The organism is Streptomyces sp. DT2A-34 (genome assembly GCF_030499515.1).
Taxonomy (GTDB): domain Bacteria; phylum Actinomycetota; class Actinomycetes; order Streptomycetales; family Streptomycetaceae; genus Streptomyces.
On sequence record NZ_JASTWJ010000001.1, the window covers coordinates 10,071,388 to 10,094,899 of the forward strand.

At 72.7% G+C, this 23,512-nt stretch carries 11 protein-coding genes; 5 read left to right on the top strand and 6 right to left on the bottom strand.

What is annotated here, in order from left to right; all coding sequences use genetic code 11:
- Positions 1-61: 61 nt before the first annotated feature.
- Positions 62-892 carry an aldo/keto reductase gene (locus QQM39_RS45035; RefSeq protein WP_302003350.1) on the bottom strand — a complete coding sequence of 277 codons (831 nt, stop codon included), beginning with the start codon at positions 890-892 and terminating at the stop codon, positions 62-64.
- 96 nt (positions 893-988) lie between these two features.
- Here QQM39_RS45035 and QQM39_RS45040 point away from each other — a divergent pair, with 96 nt between their 5' ends.
- A complete protein-coding gene (locus QQM39_RS45040) occupies positions 989-2,053 on the top strand; it encodes a LacI family DNA-binding transcriptional regulator (RefSeq protein ID WP_302003940.1) in 1,065 nt (354 codons plus the stop codon).
- On the opposite strand, the gene QQM39_RS45045 is transcribed toward QQM39_RS45040, so the two are convergent.
- The 4 genes from QQM39_RS45045 to QQM39_RS45060 are packed head-to-tail and all read right to left on the bottom strand — an operon-like array spanning position 2,016 to position 6,641.
- Positions 2,016-3,416, bottom strand: coding sequence for a glycoside hydrolase family 32 protein (locus tag QQM39_RS45045; RefSeq protein WP_302003351.1), 1,401 nt, complete (start codon positions 3,414-3,416; stop codon positions 2,016-2,018). The two genes, QQM39_RS45040 and QQM39_RS45045, sit on opposite strands and share 38 nt — an antisense overlap.
- On the bottom strand, positions 3,413-4,267 hold the full coding sequence (locus tag QQM39_RS45050; protein ID WP_302003352.1) for a carbohydrate ABC transporter permease: 855 nt from the start codon (positions 4,265-4,267) through the stop codon (positions 3,413-3,415). The genes QQM39_RS45045 and QQM39_RS45050 overlap by 4 nt, the downstream gene beginning before the upstream one ends.
- A gap of 14 nt (positions 4,268-4,281) precedes the next feature.
- A complete protein-coding gene (locus QQM39_RS45055; RefSeq protein WP_302003353.1) occupies positions 4,282-5,235 on the bottom strand; it encodes a carbohydrate ABC transporter permease in 954 nt (317 codons plus the stop codon).
- A complete protein-coding gene (locus QQM39_RS45060) occupies positions 5,232-6,641 on the bottom strand; it encodes an extracellular solute-binding protein (RefSeq protein WP_302003354.1) in 1,410 nt (469 codons plus the stop codon). Before QQM39_RS45060 ends, QQM39_RS45055 begins: the two co-directional genes overlap by 4 nt.
- A gap of 189 nt (positions 6,642-6,830) precedes the next feature.
- On the opposite strand from QQM39_RS45060, the gene QQM39_RS45065 reads away from it, so the two are divergent.
- From QQM39_RS45065 to QQM39_RS45080, 4 genes are all read left to right on the top strand, one after another.
- A complete protein-coding gene (locus QQM39_RS45065; RefSeq protein WP_302003355.1) occupies positions 6,831-8,384 on the top strand; it encodes a glycoside hydrolase family 32 protein in 1,554 nt (517 codons plus the stop codon).
- 21 nt (positions 8,385-8,405) lie between these two features.
- Positions 8,406-9,011, top strand: a complete 606-nt coding sequence (locus tag QQM39_RS45070) for an AAA family ATPase (protein ID WP_302003356.1) — start codon at positions 8,406-8,408, stop codon at positions 9,009-9,011.
- Positions 9,012-9,117: 106 nt separating this feature from the next.
- Positions 9,118-10,092, top strand: coding sequence for a TauD/TfdA family dioxygenase (locus tag QQM39_RS45075; RefSeq protein WP_302003357.1), 975 nt, complete (start codon positions 9,118-9,120; stop codon positions 10,090-10,092).
- A gap of 184 nt (positions 10,093-10,276) precedes the next feature.
- A complete protein-coding gene (locus QQM39_RS45080; protein ID WP_302003358.1) occupies positions 10,277-22,498 on the top strand; it encodes a non-ribosomal peptide synthetase/type I polyketide synthase in 12,222 nt (4,073 codons plus the stop codon).
- On the opposite strand, the gene QQM39_RS45085 is transcribed toward QQM39_RS45080, so the two are convergent.
- Positions 22,443-23,489 carry an LLM class flavin-dependent oxidoreductase gene (locus QQM39_RS45085; RefSeq protein WP_302003941.1) on the bottom strand — a complete coding sequence of 349 codons (1,047 nt, stop codon included), beginning with the start codon at positions 23,487-23,489 and terminating at the stop codon, positions 22,443-22,445. The genes QQM39_RS45080 and QQM39_RS45085 overlap by 56 nt on opposite strands.
- Between the last annotated feature and the right edge of the window lie 23 nt (positions 23,490-23,512).

A 23,512-nucleotide genomic window follows, 5' to 3' on the forward strand; every position in this document is an offset into this window, starting at 1 on the left:
CCCTGCGAGGCGCCGCCGACGCCCGCTCGGAAACTCCGTGCGCGAGGCGCGCTCCGCCCGCTCAGAATTCCTCGTGCACCTCGGGGTCCCCGCCGACGCGCCGGTGGGCGCGGTCCGCGACCGCCGTCATCTGAGCGGGGTCCAGTTCGAAACCGAACACATCGAGGTTCGAGCGCTGCCGCCCGGGATCGGCCGACTTCGGGATGGGGACGGCGCCCAGTTGGATGTGCCAGCGCAGGACGACCTGGCCGGGGGTCACACCGTGCGCCTCGGCGATCCGGACGATCACGGGATCGTCCAGCAGGTCCGTGCCGCGGCCCAGCGGGCTCCAGCTCTCGGTCACGATGCCCTTGCCGGTGTGGAAGGCGCGCAGCTCCGCCTGCGGGAAGAAGGGGTGCAGCTCGATCTGGTTGACGGACGGCAGGACCCCGGTCTCCTCCTCCAGCCGTTCGATGTGCTCGGCCGTGAAGTTGGAGACGCCGATCGAGCGGACGAGGCCGTCCTCACGCAGCTTGATCATGGCCTTCCAGGAGTCGACGTACTTGTCGACGCGGGGGAGCGGCCAGTGGATGAGGTACAGGTCCACGTAGTCCAGGCCGAGGCGGGCGCAAGACTCCTCGAAGGAGGCGAGGGTCTCCTCGTAGCCGTGGTGGCGGCCGGGGAGCTTGGTCGTCACCACGACCTCCTCGCGGGACACGCCGCTGCCCGTGACGCCACGGCCCACGCCGCTCTCGTTGCGGTAGTTCGTCGCCGTGTCCACGAGGCGGTACCCCAGGTCCAGGGCGCCGTGAACCGCCTGCTCGGCCTGCGTGTCGTCCATCGGCCAGGTGCCGAGGCCGAGGGCGGGGAGGGGCGTGCCGTCGTTGAGCGTGTGGGTCGGGATGCTGATCACTGCCGGACCTTCCCTTGACTGTGTCGTGCATCCAGCGTCACGGATAGGGTGAGGATTGATCAACCGGACGGGTGGGGCATGAGGGCAGCGGACGGCATGGGCGGCACCGAGGACAAGCACCCGACGGGATCGGGGCGTCCCACGTCACGGGACGTCGCCCGGCTCGCCGGGGTGTCGCACACGGCCGTCTCCTTCGTCTTCAACGGCCGCGCCGAGGGCAACCTCTCGCCCGCCACCCAGGAGCGCATCCGCCGGGCCGCCGCCGAGCTCGGCTACCGCCCCGACCCCGTCGCACGCGGCCTGCGCCGCCGCCGTACGGCCGTGATCGGCCTGGTCACCGACGAGATCGCCTCCTCGCCGTTCGCCGGCCGGCTGCTGCGCGGCGCCATGGAGACCGCCTGGGCCAGCGAGCACCTCGTCCTGACCATCGACTCCGGCGGCGACCCGGCCAAGGAGGACGCGGCCGTCGCCGAACTCCTCGACCGCCGCGTGGACGGCATCATCTACGCCGCCATGTCGCTGCGCCGCGTCCGCGTCCCCGAGGGCCTGCACCGCACCCACTCCGTCCTCGCCAACTGCCTGCCCGAGGACGACTCCCTGCCCTCCGTCATCCCCGCCGAGCGCGCGGGAGGCCGTACGGCGGCCCGGCTGCTGCTGGACGAGGGGCACCGCAGGGTCGCCATGGTGGGCGGCCAGGAGGACATCGCCTCCGTCGACCGCCTGCGCGGCTTCCGCGACGCGCTGCGCGCCGAGGGGATCACGGTCCCCAGGGAGTGGGTCGTCCGCACCGGCGGCGAGATCGCCGGCGGATACGAGGGCGCGATGCGCGTCCTCGACGGCGCCCCCGACGACCGGCGCCCCACCGGCCTGTTCTGCTACAACGACCGCGTCGCGGCGGGCGCCCTGCACGCCGCGACCCGGCTCGGCATCACCGTCCCCGGCGAGCTGTCGGTGGTCGGCTACGACGACCAGGAACACATGGCCGCGTTCCTCACCCCGCCCCTCACCACCGTCGCCCTGCCCCACCGGGCGATGGGCGAGGTCGCCGCCCGGCTGCTCCTGGACGCCATCGACACGGGCCGGACGCCGCCCGCGACGGTGCGGCGGCTGGCCTGTCCGGTGGTCAGCCGTGCGTCGGTGGGGCCTGCTCCCAGCCGGTGACGGTGGCCCCGGCGCCGGTGACGAGGAGTTCGGGCACGTCGTCCGGTCGCCGGTAGACCCGTTCGGTGACCGTGGCCCGGTCGCCGACGAACAGCTCCAGCAGCGAGCCGTCGACGAGGATCCGCACCTCACCGGCCGCCGCCCGCACCACGGTCGGGGCCGATCCGTCGGGCCGGGCGCGCGGCCAGTCCCCGCGGTCGAGCGTCACCGTGCCCTCGTCCGGGTCCAGCACGACCGTCAGCTCCGCGCCCGAGGCGGACCGCAGCAGACTCACGGTGGTGCGGCCGGATGCGGTGACGGTCAGGTCGTACGCCTCAGGGAGCGGAGTACGGCGTCCTGCCGCGGTGACGAACGGCTCGGGCGCACGCAGCAGTTCGAGCTCCGGGGCCGGTACGACCCGCAGGGCGCCGTCGGGATGGACGTCCACGACCCGCGGCGCGGTCAGCACCCCGGCCCAGCCCGCGCGGTCGACCTCGCCCTGCTCACGGGCCTCCCACGACCAGCCCCACAGCAACGCCCGGTCCGGCTCCTGGAGCACGGCGGGAGCGTAGAAGTCCCGTCCGTGGTCGAGCCGTCCGCCGGTGCGGGCCTCGAAGCGCAACTCGCCGTCGCCGTACGGCTGGAGACGGCCCGTCAGGTATCCGGTGGAGCACGGATCGCCGTCCCACAGCGACACCACCAGCACCCACTCCCCGCCCGCCGTCGCGTACAGCTGCGGGCACTCCCAGCCGACCGCCTTGTCGCCGAACACGTCTCTCGCGACAGGGTCGTCGCCGTCGAGCAGCACCCCGGCGAACCGCCAGCCCGTCAGGTCGTCGCAGTCGTACAGCAGCACCGACGCGGTCCCGTCGGCGTGCCCCGCACCGACCAGGGCCCACCGTCGGCCACCGCTGCGGAACACGAACGGGTCGCGGAACATCACCACGTCCAGACCGGCGGGCGGGCCGGTGACCACGGGCGTGGGCACGGGCCTCCAGTCGGTCAGCGTCTCGTCCTCCGGCACCAGCGCGCGTGCCAGGCAGATCGAGCCGAGGCCGGTGTGGTGCCGGTCGACGCCCGTGTACACGGCCGTCGGCACGCCCTCGTCGTCGACCACGCAGCCCGACCAGCAGCCCGCCTCGTCCGGGCCGCCGGGCGTCGGGGCGAGCGCGATCGGATGGTGCTCCCAGTGGACGAGGTCGTGGCTGGAGACATGCCCCCAGTGGACGTTCGCGTGCACCGGGGCGTCGGGGTTGTGCTGGTAGAAGAGGTGGTACCGGTCCCGCCAACGGAAGGGCCCGTTCGGGTCGTTGATCCAGTTGGCGGGGGGACGGACCCGGAAGCGCGGGGCGCCGGGGTCCGTGGACTGAGCGGTGAGGCTCAACGGTTGACTCCTGCGGACGTGATGCCCTCACGCAGAGGACGCTGGCCGACGACGAACACGGCGACGGCGGGGATCATGGAGAGGACGACACCGGCGAGCACCACCGAGATGGAGCCGGTGCCCAGGTTGCCCTGGAGGGAGACCAGGCCCAGGGGGAGCGTGTAGTTCTGCCCGGAGGTCTCCAGGATCAGCGGGCGGAAGAACTCGTTCCAGTGGTAGTTGAAGGCCAGGACGCCGACGATCGCGAGGCCGGGCGCGGCCAGCGGGGCGTACACGGACCGGAAGATCCGCCAGGGCCCGCAGCCGTCCAGCATCGCCGCCTCACCCAGGTCCTTCGGCATGCCCAGGAAGTACTGGCGCATCAGGAAGGTGCCGAACGCGGTCGGGAAGGCCGGGATGATCAGGCCGAGCAGGGTGTCGGTCAGGCCCATCGACTTCAGCACCAGGAACACCGGCACGATCGTGACCTGCAACGGCACCATCATCGTCGCCAGGACCAGCCCGAACAGCGGCTTCTTGAACCGGAATTCGAGGCGCGCGAAGGCGTATCCGGCGAGCCCGGCCGTGATCATCTGGCCCACCGCGATCAGCGCGGTCACCAGCGTCGAGTTGAGGGCGAGCAGCCAGACGTCGATCTGGTCGAATACCCCGCGGTACGCCTCCGTGGACGGCTCCGTCGGGATGATCCGCGGTGGCAGGTCGAAGGCCTCCGCGGGGGTGCGCAGCGAGGTGGAGACGGTCCAGATGACCGGGCCCAGCGTCAGCAGCGCGCACACGGCCAGCACGGCGATCCGGGCCCACGGCGCGAGGGAGTGCCGGGTGCGGCTCAGGGACAGGGTTGCTTGGCTCAAGGGACTCACCCGGCTCACTGGTAGTGGACGAAACGCCGGCTGAGCCGGAACTGGAGGGCGGTCACCGCCATGATCAGCACGAACAGCAGCACACCCACCGCCGAGGCCTCGCCGAAGCGCAGCTGCTCGAACGCGCTCTCGTAGATGACCATCACCACGGTTCGGGTGGCGTCACCGGGCCCGCCGTTGGTGAGGACGTACGGCTGCTCGAAGACCTGGAGCGCGTTGATGATGCCTACCACCGACGCGACCAGCAGCGTGGGCGACAGCAGGGGAAGCGTGATGCCGATGTGCTTGCGCAGCCCGGTCGCGCCGTCGAGTGAGGCGGCCTCGTGGATCTCCTTGGGGATGTTGTTCAGACCGCCGACGAACAGCAGGAACGAGAACCCGAACTGCTGCCAGACGTAGACCAGGATCACCGTGGCCATGGCCGCGTTCTCGGAGGTCAGCCACGGCACCGGCGCGACCCCGACCAGCCCGAGCAGCCAGTTCACGACCCCGAAGTCCTGGTTGAACAGGTACTTCATCACCACCGAGATCGACGCGGCGGACAGCACCAGCGGGAAGAAGAACGCCGACCGGAACACCGAGCGCAGCCACACCGGCATCCGCCCGTTCACCGCCAGCGCCAGCACCAGGGCGATCAGCAGTTGCAACGCGACCGCGAACACCATGAACACCAGCGTGTTGCCGAAGGAGACCAGCACCGTCGAATCGGTGAAGACCTCACGGTAGTTGGCGGTCCCGGCGAAGCTCGGGTCGTCGATCACGTTCCAGTGGAAGAGGCTCAGCACCACCGAGCCGACGATCGGCACGACCGTGAAGACGACGATGCCGACGATCGTGGGCGCCAGGAACAGCGTGGCCAGCAGCCGGGTGCCACGGTCGCGGGCGGAGGCACGGGGAGCGACCGCCGGCGGCGCGGCCGGCTGCTTCGGCCGTGCGGCCGGGATCTGGGTGTTCGTCATACGTCACGCTCCATGGCCTTCTCCAGATCGCTCTGCATCCGCCGCAGCGCGGGGGCCACCGCACGCCGGGAGGCCAGGGCGGTACCGGTGTGCTTGAGCAGCACCTGCTCGACCTCGGCGACCTGCGGCGGCGCGGGGATCGGCCCGGTGTCGGGGAACTCGTCGAGGGTGTCGTAGAAGACCTGCCAGTGATCCGGGCCGGTCTCGCGGTAACGGTCGGCGGTCAGCATCGAGCGGCGCGCCGGGGTGGTCTGGTTGGTCTCGAACAGCCGCGTCAGGGTGTCCCTGCGGGCGGCGTACTTGATGAACTCCCAGGCCTCCTCCTGCCGCTTCGACGTGCGCAGCAGCGCGTAGCCGGCGGCGCCGTACTGCATGCGCTGGGTGCGCCAGCGCGGGAAGTACTGCACGTCGAAGCCATTGGCCTTCATGCCGGCCAGGTGCAGACCGCCCGCCCAGAAGCCGCCCGCGGGTGTGACGCCGACGCGGCCGGTGGAGAACACACCGATGAGGTTCTGGCCGTTGCCGCCCTCGGGCCGGGTGCACAGGCCCTCCTGGACGAGGGAGGCGAGATAGTCGTACGCCTCCTCCACGCGCGCGTCGGTGGCCTGCGGCGTCGTCCACCGGAAGCCGCCCCCGCGCCCCTGCCGTGCGGCGGCCGGATAGAAGGAGTCCCACAGCCAGGCTCCGCCCGGCGCCTTGGACTCGGCGAGCAGGTTGGTGTCGTTGGCGAACAGCCAGGGCACCACGCCGCCCCACAGCCGGTTGGTCCAGAAGTACGGCGTGAACTGGGAGCCGCTGGACTTCTTCATGTCCCGCAGCAGGCCGGTGAAGTCGTCGCGGGTCCAGTCGGCCGCCGGGAAGTCCGCTCCCGCCCGCTTCAGCACCTGGTTGTTGAGGTACATGTCGGCCGCGTTGAACTCGACCGGCAGCTGGTAGAGGCTCCCCTCGTACATCATCGACTCCACCAGCGAGGGATGGACGTCGGCGAAGTACTCGCGCAGCTCCTCGGCGTCCCGCTTCACCCAGTCGTCCAGCGGGACCCCGAGGCGCTGCGCGAACAGCTGGACGCCCTCGGTGGCGACATACACGAGGTCGGGGGCGGTGCCCGCCGCGATCTGGGTGAGGATCTTCGCGAAGAAGTCCGACCAGTCGACGGCCTGCACGGCGTTGATACGGAGCTTGATGTCGGGGTGGACCTGCTTGAAGCCCTCGGTGAGCGTGCGGATGGCCTCCGGCCCGTAGGCGGGGCCGAGGGTGGCGACGACGAGCGAGCCGTCGTCCCGGCCCGGGATGTCGGCTCCGGTGAGCCGGTCCCAGCCGGCGGCGGTACCGGCGAGCGCGGCGGCTCCCGCGCCGTAGGCGCCGTACCGCAGCAGGGTGCGGCGGGTGAGGTGCGAGTCGGTCATCTAACGGGCCTAACTCGTGTTAGTCGAGTAGTGATGCCCCAGATGATGGAAACCGCGTTACGTCCCTGTCAATAGTCGTGAACCACTTGACCTTTAACGAGTTAGGTCGCAGAGTCCTGCTCCACATGAGCCGCATGTCCTGACGACGGCGTCAGAGAGAGGAGCCGCACTATGCGTGGTGCATCCGGGATGCCCGGAATATCCAGGAGGTCACTGTTCATCGCCTCGGCCGTGGGCGCGACCGGCGCGTTACTGCCCGCCGTCTCGAAGGGGGCGTCCGCGCAGGTGACAGCCGAGGCCGCGTGCACCGGCAGCTATCGCGCCGAGTACCACTTCACCGTCCCCGACCAGTGGATGAACGACCCGCAGCGGCCGGTGTGGATCGACGGCGAGTACCACTACTACTACCTCTACAACCCCGACTACTCGACGGGCGGCACGACCGCCGGCACGGCCTGGCGCCTGGCCACCAGCACCGACCTCGTCTCCTTCACCGACCGCGGGATCGCCGTGCCGAAGGACACCACCCCCAACGGCGACGTCTGGTCCGGCTCGGCGGTGATCGACACCGACAACACGGCGGGCTTCGGCGCGGGCGCGGTGATCGTCCTCGCCACCATGGCGCCCGACGACGTCACGCAGGCGCAGTACCTGTACTACTCGACCGACGGCGGCCGGACGTTCACGAACCACGGCACCGACCCGGTCCTGCCCAACCCCGGCGTCCGGGACTTCCGCGACCCCAAGGTCATCCGCGACGAGGAACGCGGCCGGTGGGTGATGACGCTCGCCGAGAACGACAAGGTGGGCTTCTACCACTCCGCCGACCTCAAGTCGTGGACGTACGTCGGCGGCTTCATCAAGGGCGGCATCGGCGTCCTGGAGTGCCCGGACCTGTTCCGCATCCAAGCCGAGGACGGCACCTGGAAGTGGGTGCTGGGCGTGAGCGCCAACGGCAAGGCGTCCGGGCTGCCCAGCACGTACGCCTACTGGACGGGTGCCTTCGACGGCACCACCTTCACCGCCGACGCCGCCGACCCGCAGTGGCTCGACCACGGCTGGGACTGGTACGCGGCCGTCACCTTCGAGAAGCGGAACACGAACGGCACGCTCGACCCGGCCGCCCGCTACGCGATCGGCTGGATGAACCACTGGGACTACGCCAACACCACGCCCACGATCGAGTGTGACGGCTTCAACGGCACCGACTCGATCGTCCGCGAGGTCACGCTGAAGCGGGCGACGGACGGCACCTACTACATGGCCTCTCAGCCGGTCGTCGGCCTCGACGACCACGTCTCCCGCACGGTGGATCTCGGCGACCTGGAGGTCGACGGGACCCTCCTGCTCGACTACACGGGCACGGCCTACGAGCTGACCACTGAGATCACCTGGGACCAACTCACGGGCGCGGGGCTCCAGTTGCGGCGGTCCGCCGACGGCGGCCGCCATATCGACGCCGGGATCTACGGCGACTACGCCTTCGTCAACCGCGGATACACCGTGAGCCCCGACACCTCCGGCCGGTGGCAGGAGAGCCGGAGTCCCTTCGACCCGTCCGCGCGCACGGTGCGACTGCGCATCCTGATCGACCGTACATCCGTCGAGATGTTCGTGGACGACGGCCGGTACGCGCACTCGACCGAGGCCTTCCCGGATCCGGCCGACATCGGGCTCGCGCTGTTCACGATCGACGGGGCGGCCGTGTTCCGCAACACCGTGATCAGGGAGTTCTCGATCTGAGAAGCCCCTAGGATCACCGGTATGCAGGACGTGCGCGTGGTGCTCATCGGGGGAACGTCCCACACCGGCAAGTCGACCGCGGCCCGGACCGTCGCCCAGCGGCTCGGCTTCGACTGCCGCTCGACCGACCTGCTGGCCCGTCATCCGGGGCGGCCCTGGCGGACACCGGAGTGGGTGCCGCCCCCGCATGTCGCCGAGCACTACGCCACCCTCGACGTCGACGAACTGATCCGCTCGGTGCTCGACCACTACGCACGCCTGTGGCCGCGCATCGAGGAACTGATCGCCGACCGCGCGACGGGGGACGGGTCGGGCCTGGTCCTGGAGGGCTCCGCGCTCTGGCCCGCCCGCGTGGCCCGGTTGACCGCGCCGCAGGCCCGGGCCGTATGGCTCACGGCGGACGACACGGCCCTGCGCGAGCGGATGCGGGCGTCGGCTTGCTACGACCAACTGGCCGACCAGGAGCGGTACTTGGTGGACAGGTTCCTCGCCCGCACCGAGCGCTACCAGGAGCTGATGACGCAGGCCGTCGACCGGCACGGCCTGGCGCGGATCGACACGGCAGGGCGCTCGGCGGCCGAGGTGGCGGACCTGGTCCTGGCGGCCGTCGACGCGCGCGCCGCGTAGGCGAGAGGCAGGGAAGGGGCCCTGTCGCCAGTGCCGCGAAACACTGTCACGATCTTCGGGGAACCGGCTCGGACCGGAGCCGGGCGGACGGACCTACGGAGCGTGTATGACGACGGACAGGGCCACTGCGGACGGGACGGAGCAGGCCACCGGGATCGAGGTGAAACCGGTCGCCGGACACATCGGGGCCGAGATCACGGGCGTCGATCTGGCCGGAGAGCTCGACGACGCCGTGGTCGCCGCGATCCGGGCGGCGGTACTGCGCTGGAAGGTGGTGTTCTTCCGCGGGCAGCGGCTGGACCACGCCGGGCATGTGGCGTTCGCGCGCCGCTTCGGCGAACCGGTCGTGCTGCGCAAGCGGGGGAGTGCCTCCCCGGCGGACTTCCGCGAGGTCGAGACGACCGCCGACCGGCTGGAGCTGGGCGGGAAGTTCGGCATGGAGCACGACGAGTGGCTGCGGCGCCGCCGCCACACCCTGCTGCGCGGCTGGCACTGCGACCACGGCGCCCGCATCGACCCGCCCGCCGCGACGATCCTGCGCGCCGAGACCGTCCCGCCGTACGGCGGCGACACGACCTGGTCCAACCTCGCTGCCGCGTACGCCGGACTGTCCGGCCCGGTGCGGGAGTTCGTGGACGGCCTGCGCGCCGAGCACCGCCTCGGCGTCGGCTACCAGCCGCGACCCGGCGACGACGCCTACGTCCGCCATCTGCTGGACCATCAGGTGGCCTCCCTGCACCCGCTGGTGCGCGTCCACCCGGAGACGGGGGAGCGGGTGCTGTACGTCAACGGCTACTACGTCGAGCAGATCGCCGACCTCTCGCGCGCCGAGAGCCGGGCGATCCTCGACATGCTGCTGGAGCAGGCGGTACGGCCCGAGTACACGGTCCGCTTCCGCTGGGAGCCCGGCAGCGTGGCCTTCTGGGACAACCGGGCCACCATCCACCTCGCCCCCAGCGACAACGCCCACCTCGACTTCCCCCGGACCATGCACCGGGTGATGCTCGCCGGTGACGTGCCGGTCGGCGTGGACGGCACACCGTCGGAGCCGATCACCGGGACCGAACCGGGGCGCTGGTAGCCGCCGGTGGGCTCACCGCCCTCAGCGGGCGAGCAGGTCGCAGGTCGCACTTGATCGCACACGTGAACGGTTTGACGAAACTCGTCGTCGTACAGGTGAATGATCGACAACGCTCCGGCCCGGTACCGGGCTCCGGCACGGCGCGTCCGCGGGCGCTGACGCCGTGCGATGAGGAAGGAACCGTATGTCGACTCCCGGGCGCCGTACCGCCGTCACGCTCCTCGACCTACTGCTGCACGCCGCCGAGGAGGCCCCCGGTCAGGTCGTCGTCCATGTCCGGGGAGACGGCAGCGAACGCACCGTCACCTTCGCCGAGCTCCACGACGACGCCCTGCGCGTGGCGGGGGGCCTGCGCGCGGCGGGACTGGAGCCCGGTACCCCCCTTCCACTGGTCGCGGAGCTCGGCGAGGACTTCCAGCCGATGTTCTGGGGAGCGCTGGCGGCGGGGCTCGTGCCCGTGCCGCTCGCCCCGGAGGCCCGCCGGGTGGGACCGGTGTGGGAGTTCCTCGGCAGGCCCCCCGTCGTGGTGGATGCCGCCACCGCAGCCCTGTGCGCCGAGATCCCGGGCCCGGTGCGCGCCCTGCGGCTGGACGCGCTGCGCGAGGCCCGCCCGCTGCGCTCGCTGCCCCACCGCGCCCCACAGGACCTCGCCTTCCTGCAGTTCTCCTCCGGCAGCACCGGCACCCCGAAGGGCGTCGAACTCACCCACGAGGCCGTGCTCGCCAACCTCCGGCAGATCCGCGCCGCCATGGCGATCACGCCGGACGACGTGGTGGCGACCTGGATGCCGTACTTCCACGACATGGGCCTGATAGGCACCCACCTCGTCCCCATGGCGGCACGCCTGAAACAGGTGCGCCTGGAACCCCTGACCTTCGCCAAGCGCCCCACCCGCTGGCTGGAGGCGGTGGCGCGGCACCGGGCCACCCTGCTGTCGGCGGCGAACTTCGCGCTGGCGCTGGCGACGCGGCGGGTGCCGGACAGCACCTGGGCCGGCCTTGACCTGACCTCCGTACGCCTGATGCTCGTGGGAGCGGAGCCGATCGCGCCGCGCGTATGGCGGGAGTTCACGGCCAAGGCGGATGCGGCCGGGCTGGACGCCAGGGCGATGCTCCCCGTGTACGGACTGGCCGAGGCCACACTCGCCGTGACCGTGCCCCCGCTCGGGGAGATCGCCGAGCCCCTGCGACTGGACCGGACGGCGCTCAGCCGTGGCCGGGCCGTCCCCGTGGAACCCGGCCCGGACGCCGTGGAGTTGATGGATCTGGGCCGCCCTGTCCCGGACTGCGAGATCCGTGTCACCGACGATTCCGGCAAACCGCTCGACGACCGGCGGGTCGGTCACCTCGAGGTACGCGGCCCTCAGGTCGCACGCGGCTACCACCGCGCCCCCGACGCGAGCGCGTCCGCGTTCCGCGGCGGCTGGCTGCGCACCGGCGACCTCGGCTTCCTGAGCGAGGGCCGGTTGTGCGTCACCGGCCGGCACAAGGACGTCGTCTTCGTCGGCGGCCGCACCTTCCACGCACCCGACCTCGAAGAAGCGGTCGCCGCCACCCCGGGACTGCCCGCCGGAACGGTGGCGGCGATCGGCTCCCCCGCCCCCGGCACCGGGTGCGATCGGGTGGTGGTGTTCGTGCAGTGGGCGCGGCCCGCCCCGGCCGCGGCCCTTCCGGTGCTCGACGCGGCGGCAGCCCGGGTGAGGGCGGCGCTGGGCCACGACGACGTACGGGTGTTGCCCCTGCCGCCCGGCGCGTTTCCCCGGACGACGAGCGGCAAGCTGCGGCGCGGCCTGATGCGTGCGCGGTTCGAGGCGGGTGCCTATACGGCGGTCGAGGCGCGGCTGTCGGCCGCGCGGGCCGAGGGCGCGCCCGTCCGGAGGGAAGAGCGCGGTCAGCGGGGCGCCGTGCCGCGTTCGCGGCATGACGTCGAGGACGTGGTCCGGGGCATCTGGGCACGGACGCTGGACCTCGCGCCGGCGGCCATCGACCGGGACGAGAGGTTCTTCGCCCTCGGGGGCTCCTCGCTGAAGGCGATGGCGGTACTCGCGGAGATCGAGGACGCCTTCTCCGTCACGGTGGAGCCGCGCGTGCTGCGCGACCATGACACCGTGGCCGCGCTGGCCGGGCATGTGCTGGCCCTTCTCGCCGGCTCCGCCAGGGCACTTGACGGAGTGTCAGCTGTCGGCTCCGAGGCGAGCGCGGATGCCGGGCGCACGCCGCTGACGTCCGCCGAGCGTGCGGGGAACCGGGGACCGGTGGCGGTTCTCGGCATGGCGTGCCGGTTCCCCGGTGCCGAAACGCCGGAAGCCTTCTGGGAGTTGCTGGTGTCCGGCCGTGACACGGTGACGGGGGTACCCGAGGGCCGCTGGAAGGATTCGGAGGGCTGGGAGGGCTCAGAGGGCTCGGAGGGTTGGGAAGGCTCGGAGGGCTCGGAGTCGCGGGGCTGGGAGCGCGCATCTGGCGTCCCCGGCCTCTTCGGGTCCTTCCTCCCCGAACCCGCCGGCTTCGACGCAGCCTGCTTCGGCATGGACGACGACGAGGCCCGCGCGACCGACCCACAGGCCCGGATCTTCCTGGAGCTGGCCCACGAAGCCCTGGAACGCTCCGGGTACGCGGGCCCGCGACGCACCGGCCGCAGGATCGGCGTGTTCGCCGCCGCCGGTGACAGCGGATACCGCGAGGTCCTGGCCGCCGCCACGGACGGCGACCTCGCCGCCGACCCCGGCGCTCTCACCGGCAACCTGCCCAACCTGATCGCCGCCCGCCTCTCCCAGGCCCTCGACCTCGACGGCCCCGCCCTCGCGGTGGACACGGCCTGCTCCTCCGCGCTCGTGGCGCTGCACCTGGCGCGGCGCAGCCTCGAAAGCGGCGAGTGCGACGTCGCCGTGATCGGCGGCGTCCAGCTCGCCCTCACCCCGACCGGCCATCGGCTGCTCGCACGCGCGGGCGCGCTGTCCCCGACGGGCAGCAGCCGCCCCTTCGCCGCCGCCGCCGACGGAATCGTGCCCGGGGAAGGCGGAGCGGTCCTCGTCCTCGCCCGCCTGGACGACGCGCTGCGGGACGGTGACCCGGTACTCGCCCTGGTCCGCGGCACGGCCGTCAACAACGACGGCCGGTCCCTCAGCCTGCTCGCCCCCAACCCGCGCACCCAGCACGAGGTCATCACCCGGGCCTACGGTGAGTGCGGCATCGACCCCGACACGGTGTCGTACATCGAGGCCCACGGAACCGGCACCCCCGTCGGCGACCCCGTCGAGGCCCAGTCGCTCGGGCACGCCTTCCCGCCCCGCACGGACGGACTCCCGCGTCTGCTCGGCTCGGTCAAGGCGAACATCGGGCACCTGCTCAACGCCGCCGGCCTGCCGGCCCTGGTCAAGACGGTCCTGGCGCTCCAGCACCGCCAGGTCCCGCCCACCCCGAACGCCACCCCGCCCGCGCCCTGTCTGCGGCGCGTCGCCCCCGGCTTCGAACTCGTCACCGAGCAGCGCGCATGGCAGTCCCCCGGGCCCCTGATCACGGGCGTCAACGCCTTCGGCTTCGGCGGCACCAACGCGCACGCCGTCCTGGAGGAGGCACCCGGACGGACGACGTCCCCGAGTCCCGCCCCGGGTGGCCCGCACCTGCTCACGCTGTCGGCCCGCGGCGCCGACGCACTGCGGGCAGCCGCCGCCGACCTGGCCACGTATGTGCGGGCCCACCCGGAACTGCCCGAGGCCGACATCTGCGCCACCGTCAACTCCGCGCGCGACGACCGCCCTTGTCGCCTCGCCGTGGTCGCCGACGGCGACCTGGCGGACCGACTCGAAGCCGCCCGCACGGCGGACCTCACGCTCGCCCGGTCCTCCCGGCCGCGGACGGTGTTCCTGCTGCCGGGCCAGGGAGCCCAGCGGCCCGGCCAAGGGCGCGCCCTGTACCGGTCGGCCCCGGTGTTCCGGGAGGTCCTGGACGAGGCCTCCGCGCTGACGGGACCCGTACTCGGGCGCTCACTGGCCGAATGGTGCCTCGATCCCCGAACGGACTCCGCGGAGTTGGCCAGGACGGAGGTGGCCCAGCCGCTGCTCGTCGCGTTCGGTGTGGGTCTGGCCCGGCAGCTGGAGGCGTGGGGCCTGTCCGCGGACGCCGTCGCCGGACACAGCGTGGGCGAGATCACGGCCGCGTGTGTCACCGGCGCGCTGAGCCTGTCCGAGGCGGTCGGATTCGCCGCGGAGCGCGGACGCCTGGTGGGCGAACTGGCCCTCCCCGGAGCCATGGCCGCCGTCAGGGGTGACGAGGAGACGGTCGCCGGGCTCGTGCGCGCATCGGGCGGCGCGCTGAGCGTGGCCGCCGTCAACGGGCCCGAGCAGGTGGTCATTTCGGGCTCCGAGGAAGCCGTCGCGCAGGCCCTCGTCGAGCTGACCGGACGTGGCGTGGCCATCCGCAGGCTCCGGGTCTCGCATGCCTTCCACTCGCCGTTGCTGGAGCCGGTCCTCGATCCGCTGCGGGAGGCCGCGAAGGCGCTGACGGTCAAACCGGCGGACGTACCGATGCTGAGCACGGTCACCGGCGAGTGGCGGCCCCGCCTCACGCCCGCCTACTGGCAGGGGCAAGCCGTCGAGCCGGTGCGGTTCGGGGCAGCTGTGGCAAGGCTCCTGGAGGAGGGCTACGACACCTTCGTCGAACTCGGCCCGGGGAACACCCTGGGCGGGGCGGTCCGCGCGGTCGCCGGTGCGCACGGTGCCTCGGACGTGGCGGTGTTGACGACCGGGGTCACCTCGACCGCGGGCCGTGAAGGGGATGCCTCTGCGGCACGGATGCTGCTGGAGACGGTCGGCCGACTGTGGACACGCGGTACCGCCTTGGACCGGACGGCTCTGGACCGGACGACGGGGGACTCCGGGCGTCCGAGGGTGCCCGTACCGACGTATCCGTTCCAGCGCACCCCCTACTGGCCGCGCAAGCCCGGCGCCGCGCCTGTGGTGCGCCGCCTCGACTGGCGGGACGCCCCGCTCACGCCTGCCGCCGGGCCCCGCGTCGTGCGGCTGATCGGTGGTGGTCAGGCGTTTGGCCGGGCCTTGGCCGAGCGGCTCGCCGGCCGTGGAACGACGGTACTGGGGGACGACCTCGCTCACGGGCCGGGCGCGGTGTCGGCGGACACCGTGGTGTGGCTGGGAGGTGAGGAGGGCGCCGGAGACGGAGGCCGGCAGGCCCCGAGCGCCGCGATCACGTCGTTGCGCCCCGTACTCGACCTGCTCGGCACCGGCTGTTCCCGCCTGCTGGTGGTCACCGAGGACGCGTACGTCACCGGCGCCTCGACGGAACAGGCGCGGCCGGCCCAGGCACTCCCGCACGGCTTCGCACTCGCCCTTCCGGAGGAGCACCCAGGGCTCGCCGCCCGCGGCGTGGACCTGTCCTCCCGTGACCCCCTCGACGCCCGGGTCGATGCCCTGGAACGGGAGCTCTGCTCGGCCCACGAGCCGGGTGCGCAAGACGCGGTCGCGTGGCGCGCCGGCCGCAGGCTCAGCCGTACCCCGGCCGACGTGACGGACGCCCCGACGGCGCGCGACGCCCTGCCGCCCGACGGCACCTACCTGATCACCGGGGGAGCCGGCGGGCTCGGTTCCGCACTCGCGAGGGACCTGGCGGAACGCGGCGCGCGCGAACTGATCCTGACCGGACGCTCCGAGACCGCTCCCGACGATCTGCTCACCGATCTCCGCGCCCACGGCGCCCGCGCCCGGTACTGCACGGCCGACGTGTCCGACGAAGCCGCCCTCCACGCCCTGTTCGCCGAACTGCCCCCGCTGGACGGGGTGTTCCACGCCGCCGGTACGGTCCGGCCCGGCACCCTCCGCTCCAAGACCGACGGGGAGATCGCGCAGGTGCTCGCCGCGAAGGTACGCGGCACGGTACTGCTCGCCGAGGCATTGCGCGGGCACGGCCAGGAACCGGCCGTATGCGTCGCGTTCTCCTCCATCTCCTCGGTGCTGCCCGGCCTGGCGGGCGCGCTCGGCGACTACGCGGCGGCCAACGCCTTCCTCGACGCCTTCGCCGCAGCCGAGCGCGCGGCGGGCCGGCCCTGGCGGTCGATCGGGTTCGGGCCCGTCACCGATGCGGGACTGGCCGCCGGCTCACCAGCTCGGCATCAGCGGCTGCGCGACCGCGGACTCGGCCCCATGACCACGCGGACGGCGGTCGCGGCGCTGCGGACGGCCGTCGCCACCGACGCCACCCACCTGCTCGTGGCGTCCTCGTCGACCTCCCCACCCCCGCAGATCGCCCCCGCTCCGGACCGCACGGACGCCACGCCCGCAAGCACGCCACCCACGACCCGCACCCTGCCGGGCGGCGAAGGTGACGGCGGCGGCGATGGCGCCGTGACCGACCCCGCCCGCATCACCGGCCTGATACGCCGGTTGCTGGCCGAGTCACTGCACCGCGCCCCCGAGGACATCGGCGACGACGAGCAGTTCCTCGGCCTCGGGCTCGACTCCCTGACCGCAGTCGACCTCGCGCGCCGCCTGGAGACGGAACTCGGACTGCCCCTGCCCGCCACGCTGCTCTTCGAGCACCGCACGGTCGCCGAACTGACCGCCCACCTCAGCGGGCAGCGGCCGACCGACCTCCACGCCCCCGCCACCGCGACCCGCGGCAAGCAGGACACCCCGCCCCTTCACGCTCCGCGCCCTCTCACTCCGCACCCCCTCACTCCGCTCCAACTCGCCTTCCTCACCACCGAGGCGCTGTACGAGGGCGTCACCGCCTACGGCTACATACGCCAGACCATCCGCGGCCCCCTCGACCCCGACCTCCTCGGCCGCGCCCTGGCCCACCTCGCCGCGCGCCACTCCATGCTGCGTCTGCGCATCACCACGGACGGCACACCGCCACGTCAGTACACGATGCCGGCCGACCCCACCGACCGCGCTCCCCGCTGGTACGAGGTGCACGAGCCGGACGACAACGCGCCACCGCTGCCGATGCCGGACCTCGAACAGCGGCTGTACAACCGCCCGTTCGACCTGACCACCGAGGCCCCGGTGCGCGCGCTCCTGGTCCGCGACCGCCGCGACGCACACCTCGCCCACCTCCTGCTGGTCGTCCACCACAGCGCCGCGGACGGCTTCAGCCTCAAGGTCCTGTGCGAGGAGCTCTGGTCGCTCTACACCACGCTCGCCGAGGGCCGTGACTCCCTCGAACTCCCGGGCGATGGCGCCGAGTTCGCCGACTACGCCGCCCTCGTCACCGCCGAACGCCAGTCACCGGCCTTCGCCCGCGACCAGCGGTACTGGCGTGACCGCATCGCCGAACACACCGCGGCGGCCACGGCTGAGACACTGCCGTACGACGGCGACCCGGACGCCCTTCCCGCCCCGCCGCTCACCCACCATCGGACAGGCATCGACGCCTCGCTCACGGCGGCGCTGCGCGAGGTGGCGGCCCGGCACGAAGTCACCCTCTTCCATCTGCTGCTCGCGGTGTACGGCCGCTGCCTGGCCCGCTGGAGCGGACAGCGGGCCGTCGCCGTGAACGTGGCGCGTGCCCGCCGCGAGGCGCCCCTGCCCGGCGTCGACCGCCTCGTGGGGCCGCTCGCCGACACCCTGCCGGTGTTCGCCTCCGTCGACCCCGCCGAGCCCGTGGCCGTACTGGCCGGGCGGCTCCAGCGGAGCTGGCAGGAGGCGGAGTCCCACGCCACCCTCGGCAGCCCCGACCTCGCCGCGCTGCTGCCCGCCACCGGCCCCGCCCCGCGCACGGTCGCCCCGGCCGGGTTCAGCTTCGCCCGCTTCCCCGTGAGCCATGGCCGCGACTGGCCGGTCACCGTGACCCCGACCGCGGCGGCCACCGCCTCCGCCGCGACCCGGCTCGGACTGCTGTGCTGGGAATCGGATGCGACACTCCGCTTCTCCTGGAACCACCCCGCCCACCTCTTCCGGCCCGAGACCGTCGAGCGGCTCGCCGCGGAGTACGTGGCGGAACTGCACGCCGCGGCCGGGCGGACCACCCACGCCGAGGGGCACGACGGCGACCGGGGGATCGTCGACCGCCTGTGTGCCCGTTTCCGCGCGACACCGCGAGCCGTCGCGGTGGACACCGGCCGTACCACGCTCACCTACGCCGAACTCGACGCCGCCTCCGGCGCTCTCGCGGCCCGGCTCCGAGCGAACGGCGTACGCCCCGGCGACCTGGCCGGCCTGCTCACCGAACCGGGCGCGGACACCGTCCTCGGCGTGGTGGGCATTCTTCGGGCGGGCGCCGGTTGGGTGCCGCTGGACGCGACCCATCCTGTGGCCAGGCTGCGGGACCAGGTGAAACGTACTGGGGTCGGCGTGGTGGTCTGCCATGCCGCGACGCGCGAGGCCGTCGCCGCGCTGGAGGGCATCAGACCGGTCACAGCCGACGGGATCACGCCGGTCACAGTCGACGGGATCACGCCGGTCACTGCTGAAGACCGGCCCGCGGCCGTCCCACCCCCGGTCGGGCCGCCGCCCGCCGACCCGGACGCCATCGCCTACGTCATCTTCACCTCGGGTTCCACAGGCCGCCCCAAGGCGGTCCCGATCACCCACCGGTCCATGCTCAACTACCTCGACTGGTCACTGGCCACCTTCGGTTACCGCCCCGGGGACCACCTCGTACAGACGGCGTCCGTCTGCTTCGACGCCTCCGTACGCCAGTTGCTGGCACCGCTGCTGGCCGGCGCCACCATCCACACCCTCAGCCGGGACGACCTGCGCGACCCCGAAGCACTGCTCGACCGGATCGTCAACGACCGGATGACGGTGTGGAGTTCGGTACCGACCTTGTGGGAGCGACTGCTGACCGCCGCCGAGACCCGGGCGCGACAGGACGGAACACCCCCGGACCTGTCGGCCCTGCGCTGGGTCCACGTCGGCGGCGAGGCACTGCCCGCCGCACACGTACGCCGCTGGTTCGACCTGCTCGACGTCTGCGGCGGGCCGGAGCACCGGGTCGCCAACCTGTACGGGCCCACCGAGGCGACCATCAACGCCACCTGCCACGTCATCGACAGCCGACCGGCCGACGACGTACGTCAGTTGCCCATCGGCCGGCCGGTCGCCGGAACCGAACTGGCCGTCGTCACCGAGGAAGGACGTCCCTGCGCACCCGGCGAATCCGGCGAACTGCTCATCGCCGGAACCGGGCTGACACCCGGTTACCTCGGCGAGCCGCAGCTCACCGCGGAGGCCTTCGTCGAACGCGACGGACGCCGCTGGTACCGCAGCGGCGACCGGGTCCGCCGCACCGCGGACGGCGTACTGGAGTTCCTCGGCCGCCTCGACGACCAGGTCAAGGTCCGTGGCCACCGCGTGGAGCCAGGCGAGGTGGAGGCCGCCCTGCTCACCCACCCGGACGTCGCCCGTGCCGCCGCGCTGCTCGTCGACGGACGTCTCCTGGCGTACGTCGAACCCCGGCCCGGCTCGGAAGAGCCCGACGCACGCGAGGTGCGCGCCTTCCTGTCCCGGGTGCTGCCGCCGTACATGCTGCCCGGACGCATCCGCTCGATCCCGGCGATGCCCCTGACCGGCACCGGCAAGATCGACCGCAACTTGCTGGCGAGCACATCCGAGGACAGCCGGCGGGCGCCTGAGCCCGGAACCCCGTCCGCCACCCCGCCCACCACTCCGACCGAGCAGACCCTGGCACGCATCTGGTCGACGCTGCTGGACGTACCGGACGTGACGAGCGAGGACGACTTCTTCGAACTCGGCGGCGACTCCATCATGGTGCTCGAACTCTTCGCCCGCCTGCGCAAGGAGCTGCCGGTCGTCCCCCGGCCGACAACCGTCTACACCCACCGCACGCTGAGCGCACTCGCGTCGGCCCTCGACACCGCCGCCGCCACTACCGCCACTGCCGCCACCATCACCGCTGTCACAAGCCCGTCACCCGATCAGCCCCCGGAAGCCGCTCCCGCGCAACCGGCGGGCCCCTACCCCCTCACCCCCTCCCAGCGGGGATTCCTGCTCGCCGAGACCATCAAGCCCGGGGCGGGCTCCGGCTGGCTCGCCCGGTTCCGGCTGAGCGGGCCGCTGCGCCATGACGTCTTCCAGCACACCGTGGACGTCCTGGTGGACCGCCATCCGATGCTGCGCACCGTCTTCCCGGCGGGCGCCCGACCGCCCGTGCAGCAGGAACTGCCGGACTCGTTGCGCCTGCCCGTGGAGACGGAGACCCTCGCGCACCCCGACCTGCTGGAGCAGCGGATCGCCGAGGAGGCACGACGCAGACTCGAGCCCTGGGCCTGGCCGTTGCTGCGTCTGCGGCTGCTCACCGTGGCGCCCGGCGAGCATGTGCTCCTCGTCCACGCGCACCACCTCATCGGCGACGGCTACAGCGCCGCCCTCCTCGCCAGGGAACTGCTCACCGCATACGACCGCCTCGACCGAGGCCGGCCGCACGGCCTGCCGCCGCTCGACAGCACCTTCCGTGACCACGTCACCCGGTCCGCCGTCCGCCCGCGCCCGCACGGACCCGAGGCCGAGGAGTACCGCGCACGTCTGCGCGCGCCCTACACGCCGCCCGTGCTGCGTCGGCCGACCGCCGACGCCGCCGACGGCCAACCGGCGTTCCACACCACAGGGCTCACCCTGGACGCCACCACCACACAGGGATTGCGGCGGCTCGCCCGAGCCGCCCACCGCACCCTGTACACCCCGCTCCTCACCGCGTACTACCGCGCCCTCGCGGAACTCACCGGCCGACGCGACCTGCTGCTCGGGCTCGCCGTCACCGGGCGCGAGGAGTCCACGGTGGACGCACACCGGGTGTTCGGCCCGTTCGCGGAAGCGGTGGCGCTGCGCCCGGCCCTGCCCTGCGGACGCGACCTGGACCAACCACCCGCATTCGGCGAGGACTTGAGGCGTCTCGCCGCCGAGGCCGACCTGGCCCGCGCCGAAGGCCCCAGCGAGGTGCGCACGGCTGCGGGACTGCCCCGCCACGCCCAGTTCTTCTTCACCTTCCTCGACTTCACCTCCCTGGGCACCGAGGCCGGCGGCAGCCTCACCCTGCACACGGACGAGTCCGACACAGCTCTCGCTCCGCCGCCGCTGGGCACCGACGTGTTCCTGGCCGTGCGGCCGGTGGCGGACGGCGAGGGTCTGCGCGTCACCGTGCGGGCTTCGGCGGCGGCCCTCACGGCCGGAGAAGTCGCTGGGGTCGCGGAGAAGATGCGGCGACAGCTTCAGGACGCGCTGAGCGAAGCCGGCCCCGGCCCCGCCCCCGTCCGCGGCAGCGGCCGCCGGCGCCCCCACCTCGATGCCGCGCTCGTCGGATATCTGCCCGCCCCCGACCATCTCGCCGCCCTCGCCGGACTGCCGCACGACAGCCCCGGCCTCGGCCGCGAGGAGATCCGCGCGCTGCTCTTCCCGGACGGTCGCGCAAAGTTGCTGGAGGAGACCAGGACCCCGCTCGGGAACTCCGGGTTCGTCACCCTCCCCCTCTTCGCCGACGAACTGGCCCCGGCCGCCGCCGATCTGGCCGCCCGCACGGCCCGCGCCGTGGAGCAGGCGGCCTCACTGGGCGCCCGCTGTGTCTCGCTCGCGGGCATGATCCCGTCCCTCACCGGCTACGGCTACGACGTCCTGCGGGAGACCACGACGAGCACGGCGATCACCACCGGCCACGGGTCGACGACCGTCGCCGTGGCCAAGACCGCCCACAGCGCACTCGCGGCGACCGGCCGCCGCTTCGACGAGCTCTCCCTCGCCGTCGTCGGATGTGGCTCGATCGGCCTCTCGTCCCTGCGACTGCTGCTGGCGACGGCACCCCGCCCACCGGCCCGCCTGCTGCTGTGCGACCTGCCCGGCAGCACCGCGCGACTCGAACGGCCGGTCGCAGACCTGTCGTCGGCGCATCCGGCGATGGCGGTCCAGGTCGTCGAATCGGGGCGGACGCTGCCCGCCGCGGTCTACGACGCCGATGTCATCATCACCGCCGTCAGCGGCGCCACGGCCCTCCTGGACGTCGGCCGGCTGCGCCCCGGCACCATCGTCGTCGACGACTCCTTCCCGCACTGCTTCGACACCGCGAGCGCACTGGACCGCATGAGCCGGGAGCAGGACGTCCTGGTCGTCGGAGGCGGTCTGCTGGCTCTCGACTCCACGCAGACGCAGCTCAGCGAGGACGTGCCGAGCGCGGCGAGTGCGGGCTTCGCCATGCGCCCCGCCATTCCGGGCACTCTGGCCTCATGCCGACTGGAGTCACTGCTCCACGCCCACCTCGGGGAAGCCGGCCGGACCCCGAGCGACCTCCCCTTGATCCACGGTCTCGTCGACCTGTCTCGCGCCCTCGCCCACTGGGACGCGGCCGAGGCCGCCGGAGTGCGGGCCGCCCCGCTGCATCTCCTCGACCGCGTCATCGCCCCGGACACCATCCCAGCGCAGGCCCGAGCCGGGCGGCGATATCGGTGAGGATCTGCACATAGTCGTCGTACTCGAAGGTGAACGGCAGCGCGAACGCCACCTCGTCCACCTCGCGGAACGCGGCGTGGGCGTGGAGGCGTTCGGCGATCTCCTCCGAGGTACCGACGAGGTCCGGCGCGAACAGCAGCCGGGCCGGACCCTGCGGTGACAGGGTCCGAGGGGTGCGCTTCGCGACGTACTCCTCGTACTTCGCGCGCTGTTGCGGCGTCGCGGAGTCGGTGGGGATGACGACGAGGCCCTGGGAGACACGGGCGCTGTCGCCGTCGGGGTGGTGGGCGCGGAAGGCGCGTATGTGAGCGAGCTGGATCTCCGCGAAGTCCGGTGACGCCTCCGCGTCTTCCGAGCCCCCGGGGCCCTCCGCCTTGACGACGCTGCTGGTCAGGAAGTTCATCCCGTGCTCACCGGCCCACTGGGCGGAACGCAGGCTGCCGCCGCCGTACCACATACGGCTCCCCAGCCCGGAGGACTGCGGCTGCACCAGGTCCGAGAACACTTCAAAGCCCTCGCCCCCGCTGAAGTCCGTGGCCGGCTCGCCCCGCACGAAGTCCAGCAGCCGCCGCACCCGCTCGTAGCCGAAGTCCTCGACGTCCGCCGTATCGGGGTAGAGGGCCTCCTTGACGCGGTCGTAGTGCATCGGCGGACCCACGCTGACGCCCGGGTTGAGTCGGCCGCCCGACAGGAGGTCGACCGTCGCCAGGTCCTCGGCCAGCCGCAGCGGGTTCTCCCAGCCGAGCGGGATGACCGCGGTGCCGAGTTCGATGCGGCGGGTGCGCTGGGAGGCCGCCGCCAGGACGGCGACGGGGGAGGAGATGCCGTACTGCAGGTGACGGTGGCGGACCCACGCGCTGTCGAAGCCGAGCCGTTCGCCCAGCTCGATGATCTCGAGCGTGGACTCGTGGCCCCGGCGCGGATCCGCCTCGTCGAACAGGCCGATGGTGAGGAAACCGAGCTTGCTGAGCGGTCGTGAGGTCGGCGGCACGGGCCCCTCCGTCATTCACTGAT

What these genes read in the sequence shown, in the direction of transcription:
- QQM39_RS45070 (WP_302003356.1), top strand. Translation starts at nt 8,406, where the DNA reads ATGCAGGACGTGCGCGTGGTGCTCATCGGGGGAACGTCCCACACCGGC.
- QQM39_RS45075 (WP_302003357.1), top strand. Translation starts at nt 9,118, where the DNA reads ATGACGACGGACAGGGCCACTGCGGACGGGACGGAGCAGGCCACCGGG.
- QQM39_RS45055 (WP_302003353.1), bottom strand. Translation starts at nt 5,235, where the DNA reads ATGACGAACACCCAGATCCCGGCCGCACGGCCGAAGCAGCCGGCCGCG.
- QQM39_RS45080 (WP_302003358.1), top strand. Translation starts at nt 10,277, where the DNA reads ATGTCGACTCCCGGGCGCCGTACCGCCGTCACGCTCCTCGACCTACTG.
- QQM39_RS45060 (WP_302003354.1), bottom strand. Translation starts at nt 6,641, where the DNA reads ATGACCGACTCGCACCTCACCCGCCGCACCCTGCTGCGGTACGGCGCC.
- QQM39_RS45040 (WP_302003940.1), top strand. Translation starts at nt 989, where the DNA reads ATGGGCGGCACCGAGGACAAGCACCCGACGGGATCGGGGCGTCCCACG.
- QQM39_RS45065 (WP_302003355.1), top strand. Translation starts at nt 6,831, where the DNA reads ATGCCCGGAATATCCAGGAGGTCACTGTTCATCGCCTCGGCCGTGGGC.